Here is a 14,666-nt window from a genome sequence, read left to right as displayed (position 1 = left end):
TACCCGCAGGTAGTCGCACGCTCCTAGGCTGGGGCCCATGATGGTCCCCGCCGTTCTCCTGCTGCTCGGCGCCCTGACCGCGGTGCTCGCACCCCGCCTGCTGGCCCGGGCCCGATGGCCCGAGCGCGAACCCGTCGTGGCCCTGTGGGTATGGCAGTGCGTGGTCGGCGCCGTGCTCCTGTGCTTCGCCCTGTCGATGCTGCTCAGCGCGGCCGCCGCCTGGCATGCCGTGCGGGGCCGGCTGTTCGCCCCGGCGCCGCACGGCGTGGTCGACGCCTACGCGCTGGACGCGGCCGGCGGGCTCTGGGCCGCGGGCACAGCCGTCGCCCTGGCGGGCTGCGGGCTGTGGACCGGAGCGATGCTGGCCCGGGAGATCCTGCGCGCCCGCGCCCGGCGGCGCGCGCAGGGCGCCGAACTGCTGCTGCGGGCCCCGCTGCTGCCCGGGGAACAGGCCGCCGGGGCGCGGCTCGTGGTCCTGGAGGGACGGCGGCCCGACAGCTGGTGGCTGCCGGGTGCGGTCCCGCAGCTGGTGGTGACGACGGCGGCGCTGGGCCGGCTCAAGGGGAGTCAGCTGGACGCCGTACTGGCCCACGAGCAGGGGCACGCGGCGGCCCGGCACGACTGGCTGCTGCACTGCTCGCGCGCGCTGTCCGGCGGGTTCCCGCAGGTCCCGGTCTTCGCCGCGTTCGAGGCGCAGATGCACCGGCTGGTGGAGCTGGCCGCCGACGACGTGGCCTCGCGGCGGTACGGACGGCTGACCACCGCCCTGGCCCTGATCGGGCTGAACGAGGACCGCGGGGTCTTCGGCCCGGCCCCCGCGACGCACGCGCACGTCCCCGACCGGGTCCGGCGGCTGCTGGCGGCCGCCCCCCGGCTGTCGGCCGTGCGCCGGATGCGGCTGACGGCCCTGGCGCTGCTGGCTCCAGCCGTTCCGGTACTGGTGGCCCTCGGACCGGGACTCGGCGCCCTGACCTGAGCACCGGCCGCCTGAGGAGTGCCTGACTGATCCCCAATGACCGCGGTCAAGGGTCGAGTCGAGGATGCCTACTGGGTGGCTGCTGTCATGCCGATGGCACGGCGGAACCTTGCCCACAGAGAGGTCGCCACGAGGACGCCAGGGACGTCGTCAGGAGAGCCGGGGTCCTGCGATGCCGCGATCCGCCCTGCTCGGTAATCGTGAGCGTCCCCGCGGAATGCGACGGCGTCCTCCCCGATCCCAATTACTGCCAGCAGGGTGTCCAGGGCCTTGTCGGCTTGCTCGTGCGGCTGGGTGAGCCAGACACACGAGATGGCGGGCTGAATGCCGTCGTGCTTGCTGATCGCGAAGCTGAATCCGTCCAGCCGGAACAGAACCACGTCGAGCTCGTCCAGCCCGTCCCATGACCGCTCCACGTGCAGGCGTAGCCGCTGGGCCACGGCCTGAACCGGCAGCTCCAGCCCTCCGAGCATCTGGAAGAGCGGGACGGAGTGCTCCCAGACGCTGTACTGGTAGGCGGGGTTCCTACCGGTGTAGTACGGCGGCTGCGTGGCCGGCTGCCAGTCGGGCTCAGGTCCCGGGACCTCGGTCTCTGTCACAGCTGCTCCTCCCCAGGGCCTTCAGCAAGCTGGTGATCAACCTACCTCCACCAGGTCGCCTGCTTTGTGCGGCGCCGGTCAGGCCTGGTCGCGGTGGCTGGGCTGTCCATTGGCGTTGGTAAGGAGCGCCGTCCGCCGGGGATCGCGGGGGTGCCGTGCTTGCGGGGCTCCGGCGTCCGTGGGTGCGAGGATCGGCGGATGCGGAGCGATCACGTACGGTTGCGGACTCCTCTGGTGTGCGCGCTGGTCGCCGCCTTGCTGGGCTCGGTCGCACTGACGGTCCTGGTGGCCGTCGGGTGGGGTCCGCTCCTGTCTTTCGACGGCAGGATCGCGCGGGGGCTGCACTCCCACGCCGTCTCCCACCCCGGGGGCACCCGGGTGATGCGGGTGCTCACCGACTGGGTGTGGGATCCGTGGACCATGCGGGCCCTGGCCGGCGCGGCCTGTCTGTGGCTGTGGTGGCGGGGCGGGGGCCGGTGCGCGCTGCGGATCGCCCTGGTCGTCCTCGCGGCCGCGGTGGTCAGTCAGGGGCTGAAGTTTCTGGTGGGCCGGGAGCGGCCGGTATGGCCGGATCCCGTCGACTCCGCGGACTACGCCTCCTACCCGTCGGGCCACGCGCTGACGGCGACGGTGGTGTGCGGCCTGCTCGTGTGGCTGTTCGCACGAGGCTCGGCGCGGGCGGACGCAGTGGCGTTCCCGCGCCCGCTCGCGCGGTCCCGTCCGGCCCTGTCGGCGGCGCTGTTCCTGGCCGCGGTCTCGGTGCTCGGGGTCGGCTTCACCCGGATCTACCTGGGCGTCCACTGGTTCTCAGACGTCCTGGCGGGCTGGTTGCTGGGCGCGGTGCTCGTGATGTTCACGGTCGCGGTTCCGGTCTCGGACGGTGCCTGCTCTGGGCGATCCCCCGTGTCGCCCAGAGCAGGCGGTCCGGTGCGCTGAGTATACTGGCCGCGAGCCAGTCAACGCAGGAGCAAGCATGTCCCCGCGCAGCGCATCGGTCAATGAAGAATTGCGCAGGCGTTCCCGGGAACGACTGCTGCAAGCCACGGTCGAGCTCGTCGCGGAGCGCGGCTTCGAAGCCACCACCCTCGGCGACATCGCCGACCGGGCAGGAGCCGCCCGTGGTCTGGTGTCCTACTACTTCCCGGGCAAGCGCCAGCTCCTCCAGTCCGCCGTGCACCGGCTGATGCACCTCACGCTGGCGGCGGCCCTGGAGCGGGAGCCCCGGCCCGAGGGGCCCGATGCGGGGCGGGAGCGCATGGCCCGGGCGATCGACGCGATCCTCGGGCTGGCCATGGACCAGCCCCGGCTGATGCGGACCCACATGGCGGGGATCCTGCAGGCGGAGGGTTTCGTCCAGTGCGCCGAGCAGCAGCGGCTCGCGGAGCTGCTGCGGGACACCGTCGTACGGTACGGATCGGCGGAGGCGGACACCGACTACCCGCTGCTGCGGGCACTGCTGATGGGCGCGGTGGTGGCGGTGCTGCTGCCCGGGGCGCCGATGCCGGCCGCCCGGCTGCGGGCCGAGCTGTTCCAGCGGTACGGGCTGGACTGGGAGCTGGGTGTTCCGCCGGACGGTGGACCGCCCGGCGGAACGTTCCCCTCGCCCCGCTAGCGCTTCGGAACCGTCGGGTCGGTGCGTCGACGGCAGTAGGGCCGGGTCGGCGGGCTAGTGATAGTCGGGCTGGGTCTGCACGTTGAGCCGGTCCAGCCGCACCCACTTGGCGCTGTCCGTGCGCCAGTCGTCGAGCCGCAGGACGTCGAGGCCCTTGACGATGTCGTTCGAGTAGATGTGCCCGTTGTAGTAGTACGCGGACCAGGAGCCGCCGAGGCCGAGCTTGTCGGTGGTCAGCGGGCCCCGCTCGAAGTAGGCGATCTCCTTCGGGCTGGTGGAATCGGTGAACTCCCAGACGGAGATGCCGCCCTGGTACCAGGCCTGGACCATGATGTCGCGGCCGCCGCCGACCGGGATCAGCGAGCCGTTGTGGGCCACGCAGTTCTCGGTGTCGGACTGCGGGCGCGGCATCTTGAAGTAGCTCTTGAAGACGAGCTTGCGCTGGTCGCCGCGGCCGGTGATCTCGTAGATGCCGTCGGCTCCCCGGTCGGGTCCGGTGGCCTCGTTGCAGGTGGCGCCGCCACCGCCGCCCAGCTCGTCGGTGAACACCACCTTGTTCGCGCGCTCGTTGAAGGTGGCCGAGTGCCAGAAGGAGAAGTTCACGTTGTCCTGCACCCGGTCGATGACGCGCGGCGCCTCGGGCCTGCTGATGTCGAAGAGGATGCCGTCGCCCATGCAGGCGCCCGCGGCGAGGTCCTTGGAGGGCAGCACGGTGATGTCGTGGCAGCCCGTGGTCTTGGAGACGCCCGGGTTGGTGGGGGCGCCCGGGTTGCCGCCGTCCGGGAAGAGGACCGGGAAGGCCACGACCGCGGCCTGCGTCGGCTTCTTCTTGGGCACCTTCACGATGGAGATGCCGTCGTGGGGCGGCTGGCAGTCCGGGAACGCCTCGCTCGGGTTGTAGGAGGAGACGTAGAGGTAGTCCTCACGGCCGCCCGGCACGAGCGTGTGGGTGTGGGAACCGCACGGGGTCTCCACGGACTTGACGTACTTGGGGTTCTTCTTGTCCTTGATGTCGAAGATCCTGATGCCCTCCCACGAGGACTTCTCCGTCGCCGGCTGCGAGACGCTGTTGCAGGAGTCGTCGCTGCGCGAGGAGTCGGTGGACAGGAAGAGCAGGTCTCCGTCGACCGATATGTCGTTCTGCCCGCCGGGGCAGAGCACTTCGGTGACCTTCTTCGGGGCCTTCGGGTTGCCGATGTCATAGATGACGAAGCCGTTGTAGTTGCCCGCATAGGCGTACTTGCCCTGGAACGCCATGTCGGAGTTGATCTGGTTCGGGTCGGAACCGGGGATGTTGGCCAGGGGTTTGATGTTGCGGCTGTGGACGATCTCGTCCTGGCCGGGGATCTCCCCGGGGGCTAACTCCCGTCCGGCGCCGGGCGCGGTGGCGGCGCTCCGCGGCGCCCCCGCGCCCGGGAGCAGGTCCCCCGGGTCGGGGGTGGCGGCCGCGGGTCCGGCCGCCAGTAACGAGGTGAGGAGTCCGGCCGCTGCTGCGGCCACTCCCAGGGATGTGCGCCGCGCTCTGCTGGTGTGCATCGAGGTCACTGTGCCCTCCCATGGGTCCGGTCGGTTCCGCCCGTGGTGGGAACGGAACGCGGACCCCGGCAGTATGGTCCTTTGCATGGACATGGCGAAAGTCTCACTCGGGCGAATCGTCGCAGCGGCCCTGGCACTCGGGCTCCTGCTCCCCCTCGCCGGCTGCAGCGACGGCGGCGGTACGGACAGCAGGGCAGAGGGCGGGCCGGGGGTGATCGCTCCCGGCAAACCCGGCGAGAAGGCCCGCACCCTCTCCCCCGGACAGGCGGCGAAGGAGCTGCCCGACGACTCCCCCAACGCGGCGGACCGGGCGTACGTGCGCAACATGATCGAACACCACGGGCAGGCCCTGACCATGAGCGCACTGGCCCCGGACCGGGCCTCGGCCGACGGGGTCAAGCGGCTCGCCGAGCGGATCGCGGCCGCGCAGAAGCCCGAGATCGGCGCGATGCAGGGATGGGCGGCCCGCAACCCGGCCCCCACCGCCGCCCCGGGGGGCCACGACCACGCGGCCATGCCCGGCATGGCCACCGAGCAGCAGCTGGCGGAGCTGACCGCGGCCAGGGGGCCGGAGTTCGACCGGCTCTTCCTCACCCTGATGACCGCCCACCACGAAGGCGCCCTGAAGATGACCGGCGAGGTCCTGGCCGCCGGCAACAACGCCGCCGTGGAGGAGATGGCCAACGAGGTGGCCGCCACCCAGAGCGCCGAGATCCACCGGATGCGCGCGATGGGCTGACGGCCCCGGCACCCGGTGTCATGCTGGGAACACCTGCGGGAGGAGCTCCGCCGTGCTTCGTATCGCCGTCGTCGGATCGGGCCCCAGCGGGGTGTACGCCGCCCAGACACTCGTACAGCAGCGCGAAGTACCGGGGATCCGGGTCGACGTCCTCGACCGGCTGCCGGCTCCGTACGGGCTCGTGCGCTACGGGGTGGCCCCCGACCACGAGAAGATCAAGTCCCTCCAGGGCAGCCTGCGCACCGTGCTGGAGGACGAGCGGATCCGCTTCCTCGGGAACATCGAGGTCGGCGGCCACGCCCTGCCCACCGCCCGGCTCCTGGAGCTGTACCACGCGGTGGTCTACTGCGTCGGCGCGGCCCGGGACCGGATGCTCGGCATCCCCGGCGAGGAGCTCGCCGGGGTGCACTCCGCGACGGCCTTCGTGTCCTGGTACAGCGGCCATCCGGACGCCGCGGCCGAGGCCTTCGGGCTGCCCGGGGTGGATTCCGCGATCGTGGTCGGCGCCGGGAACGTGGCGGTCGACGTGACGCGGATCCTGGCCCGGGGCGTACCGGAGCTGGCCCCCACCGACATGCCGCAGCCCGCCCTGCGGGCGCTCGGCGCCAGCGGGGTGCGCACGGTCCACATGGTGGCCCGGCGCGGGCCCTCGCAGGGCAAGTTCACCACCAAGGAGCTGCGCGAGCTGGGCACACTGCCGGGCGTGGACGCCCTGGCCGACCCGGCGGAGCTGGCCCTCGACCCGGCGTACGCGGACCCGGGCGCGGCCCTGCCCGCGGTGAACCGGCGCAACGTGGAGGTGCTGCGCGGCTGGGCGGCGGCCCCGGCGGGCGGCGGGGACCGGCGGATCGCGCTGCGGTTCTTCCTGCGGCCGGTGGAGGTGCTCGGCGGCCCGGACGGCCGGGTCACCGGGATGCGGTTCGAGCGGACGGCCCCCGACGGCCTGGGCGGCGTCACCGGCACGGGGGTCCACGAGGACGTCCCGGCGCAGTTGGTGCTGCGCTCGGTGGGGTACCAGGGCGTCCCACTGGACGGGCTGCCCTTCGACGAGCGGCGCGGTACGGTCCCGCACGCGGCGGGCCGGGTGCTCCGGGAGGGCCGGGCCTCCGTCGGCGAGTACGTGGCGGGCTGGATCAAGCGCGGCCCGACCGGGGTCATCGGCACGAACCGGCCCTGCGCGAAGGAGACGGCCTCCTCCCTGCTCCAGGACGCGGGGGCGCTGGCCCGGCGCGACCGCGAGCGGGACCCGCTGGAGGCCCTGCGGGCGGCCGGGCTGCGTCCCGTCCGGTGGCCCGGATGGCTGGCCATCGAGACGGCGGAGGCGGAGCTGGGGCGGTCCCTGGGCCGGCGCTCCGTGAAGATCCCGGACTGGGCGGGCCTGCTGGCGGCGGCGGGCGGCACGGATTGACCCCCGCGGCCGGGTCGGGCCGCCCGCCTCAGTTCCCGTCGCGCGCCTGCTCCGCGGCGGCCGCCGCCAGGACCCCGTCGAGGAGCCCGGGGAACAGCTCCGCCAGCTCGGCGCGGCGCAGCCCGTTCAGTTTGGCCGTGCCGCGGTAGCACTGGCGCACCACACCGCTTTCGCGCAGGACTCGGAAGTGGTGCGTGGTCGTGGACTTGGTGACCGGGAGCTCGAAGTACGAGCAGGCCAACTCGGCCTCCGTGGCCGCGAGATCACGGACGATGGACAGCCGGACCGGGTCGGAGAGGGCGTGCAGGACCCCTTCGAGCCGGATTTCGGCGGCCTCCGGGTGGGCGAGGACACGGGTCGCGTCACGTTCCGTCATGTCCGTACTCCACTCGCTGGGCGATCCCTGGTCTTCGCCTCCATCGTACGAGAACCGTCGTAGGAGCGGAGCCGAACGGCGGGTGCGGTGCGGGACCCCCGTCCCGCACCGCACCGCTTCACCAGGACCGGTGGTACTGGTCGGGCGTACGGATCTCCGCGCCGAGCTCGGCGGCCGCGCGGCGGGCCCAGAACGGGTCGCGCAGCAGCTCGCGGCCCAGCAGGACCGCGTCCGCCTCGCCGTTGGCCAGGATCTTCTCGGCCTGCTCCGGCTCGGTGATCAGACCCACGGCGGCGACGGGGAGGGTGGTCTCGGCCTTGACCCGGGCCGCGAAGGGCACCTGGTAGCCGGGACCGACCGGGATCGTCACGCCGGGGGCGAGGCCGCCGGTGGAGACGTCGAGGAGGTCCACGCCGTGCTGTTCGAGCAGCCCGGCCAGCCGTACGGTCTCGTCCGCGGTCCAGCCGTCCTCCTCCAGCCAGTCGGTGGCGGAGATCCGGAAGAACAGCGGCAGCTCCTCGGGCCACACCGCCCGTACGGCGTCGGTGACTTCGAGGGCGAGGCGGATGCGGTTCTCGAAGGAGCCGCCGTAGGCGTCGGTGCGCCGGTTGCTGTGCGGGGAGAGGAACTCGCCGAGCAGGTATCCGTGGGCGCCGTGGATCTCGACGACCCGGTAGCCGGCCGCGAGCGAGCGCCGGGCGGCGGCCGCGAACTGCTCGACCACGTCCTGGATCTCACTGATCGTCAGCTCGTGCGGGACCTGGTGGTCCGCGGAGAAGGGCACGGGGCTCGGGGCGCTGGGCAGCCACCCGTGCGCCTCGGGCCCGACGGGCTGCCCGCCCTTCCAGGGGCGGTCGGTGGAGGCCTTGCGCCCTGCATGAGCGAGCTGGATGCCGGGGACCGCGCCCCGGGCCGTGACGAAGGAGGTGATCCGGCGCAGCGCCTCGACCTGGGTGTCGTTCCAGATGCCGAGGTCGTACGGGGAGATCCGCCCCTCGGGGGAGACGGCCGTGGCCTCCTGGACGATCAGGCCGGTGCCGCCCGTGGCGCGGGCCGCGTAGTGCGCGAAGTGCCAGCCGTTGGCCGTGCCCGCGTCCGGGCCGGAGGGCTCGGCACTGTACTGGCACATCGCGGCCATCCACACCCGGTTCGGGATGGTGACCGAGCGGATGGTCCACGGCTGGAACAGCGCGGCGAAGGATGCGGGGGCAGCACTCATGAGGGCTCTCCGGAGGCGGCTGGAAGCGGACCGGGGAACCGGTCGCCAAGTACGAGATTCACCGTACTACGAAATCTCTCGTAGTACGAGACCTCTCGTATGACCGGGCCGGCGTGCGGCGGGCCTGCGCGCGGCGGCCCGCCGCTGTCAGTGGCCGGGTGCAGACTGGCCGGGAAGGTGCCGTGCAGGACAAAGACGTCCGGAGGTGTCGGCCATGACCGACGTGGTATTGCTCGCGGGGACCCGCAAGGGACTGTTCATCGGCCGCCGGGATTCCGGCGGCACCTGGGAATTCGGCGAACCTCAGTTCAATGCCCAGGCGGTCTCCGCCGTCGCCATCGACCGGCGCGGCGGCGCGCCCCGACTCCTGGCCGCCGGGGACAGCAGCCACTGGGGCCCGTCCGTCTTCAGCTCCGACGACCTGGGCGCGACCTGGCACGAGCCCGCCGCGGCCGCCGTGAAGTTCCCCGAGGACACCGGAGCCTCCCTTGAGCGGGTCTGGCAGCTCCATCCGGCCGGCCCCGAGGCCCCCGGGGTGGTCTACGCGGGCACCGAGCCGGCCGCCCTGTTCCGTTCGGCCGACCGGGGCGAGTCCTTCGAGCTGGTCCGCCCCCTGTGGGAGCACCCGACCCGGGACAAGTGGGTCCCCGGCGGCGGTGGCGAGGGCCTGCACACGGTGATCACCGACCCGGGCGACCCGGACCTGGTCACCGTGGCGGTCTCCACGGCCGGGGTGTTCCGGACCACGGACGGCGGGGCGAGCTGGGCCCCGTCCAACCACGGGGTCTCGGCGGTGTTCCTGCCCGATCCGGACCCCGAGTTCGGCCAGTGCGTGCACAAGATCGCCCAGGACGCGGGCGACAACGGCCGGCTGTACCTGCAGAACCACTGGGGCGTCTACCGCAGCGACGACGCCGGGACCCGCTGGACGGACATCGGCTCCGGCCTGCCCTCCGACTTCGGCTTCGCGGTGGCCGCCCACCCGCACCGGCCCGGCACCGCCTACGTCTTCCCGCTCAACGCCGACTCCGACCGCGTCCCGGCGGAACACCGCTGCCGGGTCTTCCGCACCCAGGACGCGGGCACGACCTGGGAGCCCCTGACGAAGGGGCTCCCGGCCGGGGACCACTACGGCACGGTGCTGCGCGACGCGCTCTGCACCGACGACGCGGACCCGGCCGGGATCTACTTCGGCAACCGCAACGGCGAGCTGTACGCCAGCCACGACGACGGGGACAGCTGGCAGCTGCTGGCCGAGCACCTCCCCGACGTCCTGTGCGTACGGGCCGCCGTGCTGAGCGGCTAGGCCACGGCGGCCCGTAGCCGCGTCACCCGGTTCCCGTCCCTCAGCCGGTGAGCCCGCGGGCCTGGTGCACCGCCTGCGCGAGGTCCCGTACGGCCGGGTCCTCGGTGCTCCCGGCCAGCCGGTCCGCGTGCCCGGCCAGGGTCCCCAGCGGGAGGGCGCCCGGCACCCGCTCCCAGCCGCCGTCGCGCTCGCGCAGGGCGGAGGCGAAGTAGGCGGCCAGGGCGGTGACCTGGAAGCGCGGGGACGCGCCGGTCCACACCTCGCCGGACAAGGCGGCCGCCTCGATCCGGCCGGACTCCTCGTGCGGAGCCCGGGTGCGCGGGTCCAGCCAGCGCACGGTCGCCGTCGCCAGGTGGCCGGTGGCTCCGGGCCGCAGCCGGACCGCGTACAGGGCGGTCACGGAGTGGCCGGAGCCGACCTCTCCCCCGTCGACGGCGTCGTTGCGGAAGTCGTCGTCGGCGACGCGGCGGTCGTCGTAGCCGATGAGCCGGAACCGTTCGACGGTCTGCGGATCGAAGGCGACCTGTGCCTTCGCGTCGCGTGCCCGGAGCTGAACCTGCGCCGGGAGGTCCTCGCAGAACACCTTGCGGGCGCCCTCCTTGTCGGAGACGTAGGTGGTGTGCCCGTCGCCCCGGTCGGCGAGCTGCTCCATGAAGGCGTCGTTGTACTCGCTGCCCACGCCCACGCCGAAGAGGGTGATCCCGTGCCGGGTGCGGGCTTCGCCGATGCGGTTGAGGATGGTGGTGGCGGAGGTGGCCCCGGTGTTGGCCAGGGCGTCGGAGAGCAGGACGACCCGGTTGGTGGCCCCGGGCCGCAGGGACGCGACCGCGACCTCGTACCCGCGGGTGACCCCGGCCTCCACGTTCGTCGAATTGGCGGTGCGCAGTGCGGAGATCACCTCGTGGATCCGGTCCCGGTGGCCTTCGAGGCGGGTCATCGGGAGCACGGTCCGGGCCTTGTCGCTGAAGGTGACGACGGCGACCGAATCGTCTTCGCGGAGCCGGTCGGTCATCAGGCCCATGGAGCTGCGGACCAGGTCGAGGCGGCCCGGTTCGGCCATGGAACCGGAGACGTCCACGACGAAGGTGAGCGCCGCGGGCGGCCGGGCCTCGGCGCCGTCCGCACCGCCGTTGCCGACGCGGGTGGCGAGCCCGACGCGGACCAGCGACCAGTTCGCCTCGGTGGTGCGGGCTCCGTCCACGGTGACGGAGAACCCGTCTCCGTCGGGCTCCTCGTAGTCCTGCCGGAAGCTGTTGACGAACTCCTCGGGGCGCACGGTGGCCGGGTCGGGGAGCTTTCCGTCCGCGAGCGTGCGGCGGGCGTAGCCGTAGCTCGCGGTGTCCACGTCGAGCGCGAAGGTGGAGAGGTAGTCGGCGGGCGGTCCGGTCGGGAGCCGCCCGTCGTTCTCCCCTTCCGTGGCTTCCGGGCCGGGGCGGCCGGCGGACGGCCGCGGCCTGGAGTCGCCCCCCTTCCACTCCCCGTCGGCGCTGCGGTTCGGGCCGCCGCTTCCGCAGCCGGCCAGCAGGAGGCCGCCGGCGAGGAGCGCGGCGGCCAGTCTGCCGTGGGTTCTCCACCGGGCCGGGCGGTCCCTGCGGGACGCGCCGGAGGTGCCGGGCGTGCGGGCCGTACCGGGCGTTCGCGGTGCGTGCGGTGCGCCGGATGTGGCGGATGTGCCGGGTGTGCGGTCCTCGTGGGGCTCCATGCGGTCTCTCCCTCGAACGTCGTCGGTGCTGAATGGGACGTCCGGGACGGGGAGTTGGAGCAATCGAACCAGTTGCGAACAGGTATCGAAGCGACAACGGCCGGCCGAGGGGGCGCCGCGGGCCCGGTGGGGAAGCGAGGGGTGGCACCGGGCGCCGGACTGGGCCAGTAGAGTGATCGACCGTGGCAGCACGACCGTTGAACGAGATCATGGAGCCGGGCTGGGCCCGGGCTCTGGAGCCGGTGGCGGCGCAGATCGCCGCGATGGGCGACTTCCTGCGCGCGGAGATCGCGGCGGGCAGGACCTACGTACCCGCGGGGGCGAACGTGCTGCGCGCGTTCCAACAGCCCTTCGACGAGGTGAAGGTGCTGATCGTCGGGCAGGATCCGTACCCGACGCCGGGGCACGCGATCGGCCTCTCCTTCTCCGTGGCCCCCGAAGTCAGCCCGTGGCCCCCGAGCCTCGACAACATCTTCCGCGAACTGCACGCCGATCTCGGCACGGGCAAGCCCCGCAACGGCGATCTGACCCCGTGGACCCGGCAGGGCGTGCTCCTGCTGAACCGCTCGCTCACCACCGCCCCGCGCAAGCCCAACGCCCACCGCGGCAAGGGCTGGGAGGCGGTGACCGAGCAGGCCATCCGCGCGCTCGCGGCCCGCGGCAAGCCCCTGGTGTCGGTGTTGTGGGGGCGCGAGGCCCGCAACCTCCGGCCGCTGCTGGGCGATCTGCCGGCCGTGGAGTCGGTGCACCCCTCCCCGATGTCCGCGGACAACGGGTTCTTCGGCTCCAGGCCGTTCAGCAGGACCAATGACCTGCTGGTCCGTCAGGGTGCGCAGCCCGTGGACTGGCGGCTCCCCTCCGCCGGGTGACCACGAGGGCGGTGGCGGGGTGAGCTGAGCGAGCGATGTGACCGAGTGAGCCGAGTGAGCTGAGTGACCGACCGGTGACAGAAAAGCGGTTCGGTATCTGACATTCCTCGGATAAATACGGACAGATGCCGCCGGAGAAGGCCCTGCCCGAACACCCGGTTTCGATAAACCAGTAGCATGCGGCGCCATGAGCTCCCCCACTGGGCCCGCAAATGGCCTGCCCGTACGAATGCCGCGACCCCGCCAGACCGGACGGCACCGCCGGCCCGAGCCCGCGGTGGCGCCCGAGGGCGCGCCCGCGCTGGTGCTCGCCGTGCCCGGTGCCCCCTCGGCCGCCTCGCGGGGGCTCGCGGAAGAGATCATCAGCATCGGCCGCTCCGAGCTGCCCGGCCTGGACGCCCGGGTGGGCTTCCTCGACGGTGACGACGCCACCGAGTTCCCGTCCCTGTCCGGCGTGCTGACCACCGTCGCCCGTGACCGCGCCGCGCGTGCGGAGTCCGCCCGCGCCGCAGGTCAGGAGGTGCCCGCGCCGACCGGGCCGGACGCCGTGGTCGTTCCCCTGCTGGCCGGCCCCGACGGGGATCTGCTGCGCCGCATGCGCCAGGCACTGATGGACTCCTCGGCCGCCGCCGAACTCGCCGACCCGCTGGGTCCGCACCCGCTGCTCGCCGAGGGGCTGCACGTGCGGCTGTCCGAGGCCGGGCTCGCCCGCGCCGACCGGGCCAGGCTCTTCAGCGTGACCACCGCCGCCGACGGCATCGTCCTGGCCACCACCGGTGGCGAGGAGGCCGTGCAGGCCGCGGGCATCACCGGCATGCTGCTGGCCGCCCGCCTCGCGGTGCCGGTCATGGCCGCCGCGCTGGACGAGGAGGGTTCGGTGGCCGCGATCGCCGACCAGCTCCGCCGCGAGGGCTCCACGCAGCTCGCGCTGGCTCCGTACCTGGTCGGCCCGGAGGCCGCCGAGGGGCTCCTCGACACCGCCTGCAAGGAGGCCGGCTGCAGCACCGCCGAGGTGCTCGGCGCGTACCCCGCGCTCGGCAAGCTGGCCGTCGCGCAGTACTCCGCCGCGCTCGGGATCACCCAGGGCGCCGCCGCCCACTGACCTCCCCGGCTCATGCCGTACGTACGAGGGCCCGCGCCCCGGACCGTTCCGAATCGAACGAGCCGGGGCGCGGGCCCTCGTACGTACGGTGCGGGTACGGGGATCAGCCGAAGACCACGCAGGTGGCGGCGGGCACGGCCACCGAGCCGGCCCGGCGCGGCTCTCCCGTCGCCCGGTCCACGTCGAACCAGGTGACGTCGCCGGAGCGCTCGTTGGCCGCGTACAGGCGGCGCCCCGAGGGGTCGGCGGCGAGGTCGCGCGGCCACGTCCCGCCGCACGGCACGGTGCTCGTGAGCAGCGGCTTCTCCGCGCCGTCGGCGAGGGAGAAGGTCGCGATGGTGTCGGTTCCGCGGACGGCGGCCCAGACGAAACGGCCGTCGGCGCAGGCCACGACCGCCGAGGGGTAGGCCCGTGCGGCCCCTGGAGCGCCCGTGGAGGCGAGCGGAACCTCGGCGACCGGTTCCAGCTCGCCGGCCTCGCCGTTCCAGCGGCAGACGGTCAGCTGGGGCTCCAGCTCGTGCAGGACGTAGACCACCTCGCCGGAGGGGTGGAAGGCGAGGTGCCGGGGGCCGGTCCCGGCTCGCAGCGCGGTCTCGGCGTGGAGTTGCGGGGCTCCGGTGGCGGGGTCGAGCGCGCAGACGCGGACCGAGTCGGTGCCGAGGTCGACGCTGAGCACCCAGCGGCCGCCGGGGGCGGGCAGCACCTGGTGGGCGTGCGGGCCCCGTTGCCGGCCGGCGTCGGGGCCGGAGCCCTGGTGGGCCAGTACGGCGGCGGGCTCCCCGATCGAGCCGTCGTCGGCGAGCGGGAGGCTGCTGACGCTGCCGGAGGTGTAGTTGGCGGTCAGCAGCCGGCGGCCGGCCACGCTGAGGTGGGTGGGGCCGGAGCCGCCGACGCGGACGGCCGCGCCGAGGGGGACGAGCCCCGCGGCACCGGTCCGGAAGGCGCCCACGGCGCCGTCCTCGGCCTCGCTCACCGCGTACAGCACGCCGGTGCGGCGTTCGTGGGCCAGGTACGAGGGTTCCGCGACGGCGTCCGTGGCCGAGAGCGGGGTCAGCGCTCCGGTGGCCGGATCCACGGCCGCGGTGATGACACCGCGGCCGCCCCCCGAGGTGAACGAGCCGATCCAGGCCAGGTGTCCGCCGCTGTCGGCCGTACGGTCGGTACCGCCCACACCACTGTCCGCGTCGCCCACGGGAGGCCCCTCTCCGCCGTTCCGGATCCG

14 protein-coding genes are annotated in these 14,666 nt (G+C 73.4%); 8 read left to right on the top strand and 6 right to left on the bottom strand.

The features are described 5' to 3' along the window. The first annotated feature begins 37 nt into the window (after positions 1-37). Positions 38-976 carry a M56 family metallopeptidase gene (locus ACIA8F_RS21535; protein ID WP_399380878.1) on the top strand — a complete coding sequence of 313 codons (939 nt, stop codon included), beginning with the start codon at positions 38-40 and terminating at the stop codon, positions 974-976. A 68-nt stretch (positions 977-1,044) separates the two neighbouring features. Here the strand turns inward: ACIA8F_RS21535 and ACIA8F_RS21530 are convergent, their stop codons facing one another. After that, positions 1,045-1,575 (bottom strand): hypothetical protein, encoded by a 531-nt coding sequence (locus tag ACIA8F_RS21530; protein WP_399380877.1) that lies wholly within the window; start codon positions 1,573-1,575, stop codon positions 1,045-1,047. A gap of 198 nt (positions 1,576-1,773) precedes the next feature. Between ACIA8F_RS21530 and ACIA8F_RS21525 the strand changes: the two genes are divergently transcribed. Both ACIA8F_RS21525 and ACIA8F_RS21520 read left to right on the top strand, forming a co-directional pair. Further along, positions 1,774-2,511 (top strand): phosphatase PAP2 family protein, encoded by a 738-nt coding sequence (locus tag ACIA8F_RS21525; RefSeq protein WP_399380876.1) that lies wholly within the window; start codon positions 1,774-1,776, stop codon positions 2,509-2,511. A gap of 37 nt (positions 2,512-2,548) precedes the next feature. Beyond that, positions 2,549-3,187, top strand: a complete 639-nt coding sequence (locus ACIA8F_RS21520; protein ID WP_399380874.1) for a TetR/AcrR family transcriptional regulator — start codon at positions 2,549-2,551, stop codon at positions 3,185-3,187. 54 nt (positions 3,188-3,241) lie between these two features. Here ACIA8F_RS21520 and ACIA8F_RS21515 read toward each other — a convergent pair whose 3' ends face one another. After that, a complete protein-coding gene (locus ACIA8F_RS21515; protein WP_399380872.1) occupies positions 3,242-4,723 on the bottom strand; it encodes an LVIVD repeat-containing protein in 1,482 nt (493 codons plus the stop codon). Between the two features lie 85 nt (positions 4,724-4,808). On the opposite strand from ACIA8F_RS21515, the gene ACIA8F_RS21510 reads away from it, so the two are divergent. Then, on the top strand, positions 4,809-5,462 hold the full coding sequence (locus tag ACIA8F_RS21510) for a DUF305 domain-containing protein (RefSeq protein ID WP_399380871.1): 654 nt from the start codon (positions 4,809-4,811) through the stop codon (positions 5,460-5,462). 52 nt (positions 5,463-5,514) lie between these two features. After that, the gene (locus ACIA8F_RS21505; RefSeq protein ID WP_399380869.1) at positions 5,515-6,870 is read left to right on the top strand and encodes an FAD-dependent oxidoreductase; all 1,356 of its coding nucleotides are present in this window, start codon (positions 5,515-5,517) and stop codon (positions 6,868-6,870) included. Between the two features lie 28 nt (positions 6,871-6,898). Here the strand turns inward: ACIA8F_RS21505 and ACIA8F_RS21500 are convergent, their stop codons facing one another. Together ACIA8F_RS21500 and ACIA8F_RS21495 are read right to left on the bottom strand one after the other, a co-directional pair. After that, positions 6,899-7,246 carry an ArsR/SmtB family transcription factor gene (locus tag ACIA8F_RS21500; protein ID WP_399380867.1) on the bottom strand — a complete coding sequence of 116 codons (348 nt, stop codon included), beginning with the start codon at positions 7,244-7,246 and terminating at the stop codon, positions 6,899-6,901. Between the two features lie 118 nt (positions 7,247-7,364). Next, positions 7,365-8,465: an NADH:flavin oxidoreductase/NADH oxidase gene (locus ACIA8F_RS21495; protein ID WP_399380866.1), complete on the bottom strand. Its 1,101-nt coding sequence runs from the start codon at positions 8,463-8,465 to the stop codon at positions 7,365-7,367. Between the two features lie 214 nt (positions 8,466-8,679). On the opposite strand from ACIA8F_RS21495, the gene ACIA8F_RS21490 reads away from it, so the two are divergent. Next, positions 8,680-9,771 (top strand): WD40/YVTN/BNR-like repeat-containing protein, encoded by a 1,092-nt coding sequence (locus ACIA8F_RS21490; RefSeq protein ID WP_399380864.1) that lies wholly within the window; start codon positions 8,680-8,682, stop codon positions 9,769-9,771. A 40-nt stretch (positions 9,772-9,811) separates the two neighbouring features. Here the strand turns inward: ACIA8F_RS21490 and ACIA8F_RS21485 are convergent, their stop codons facing one another. Beyond that, positions 9,812-11,473: a von Willebrand factor type A domain-containing protein gene (locus ACIA8F_RS21485; RefSeq protein WP_399380862.1), complete on the bottom strand. Its 1,662-nt coding sequence runs from the start codon at positions 11,471-11,473 to the stop codon at positions 9,812-9,814. A 182-nt stretch (positions 11,474-11,655) separates the two neighbouring features. Here ACIA8F_RS21485 and ACIA8F_RS21480 point away from each other — a divergent pair, with 182 nt between their 5' ends. Beyond that, positions 11,656-12,342, top strand: a complete 687-nt coding sequence (locus ACIA8F_RS21480) for a uracil-DNA glycosylase (RefSeq protein WP_399380861.1) — start codon at positions 11,656-11,658, stop codon at positions 12,340-12,342. Positions 12,343-12,529: 187 nt separating this feature from the next. After that, positions 12,530-13,444 carry a sirohydrochlorin chelatase gene (locus ACIA8F_RS21475; RefSeq protein WP_399380859.1) on the top strand — a complete coding sequence of 305 codons (915 nt, stop codon included), beginning with the start codon at positions 12,530-12,532 and terminating at the stop codon, positions 13,442-13,444. Positions 13,445-13,547: 103 nt separating this feature from the next. Here the strand turns inward: ACIA8F_RS21475 and ACIA8F_RS21470 are convergent, their stop codons facing one another. Continuing rightward, positions 13,548-14,636, bottom strand: coding sequence for a lactonase family protein (locus ACIA8F_RS21470; protein ID WP_399380857.1), 1,089 nt, complete (start codon positions 14,634-14,636; stop codon positions 13,548-13,550). Positions 14,637-14,666: the final 30 nt, after the last annotated feature.

Origin of the sequence: Streptomyces sp. NPDC051563, from assembly GCF_044454225.1 — a bacterium.
Taxonomy (GTDB): Bacteria; Actinomycetota; Actinomycetes; order Streptomycetales; family Streptomycetaceae; genus Streptomyces.
Note: the sequence above shows the minus strand (reverse complement) of the source record. Positions and strands in the feature narration are given on the sequence as shown.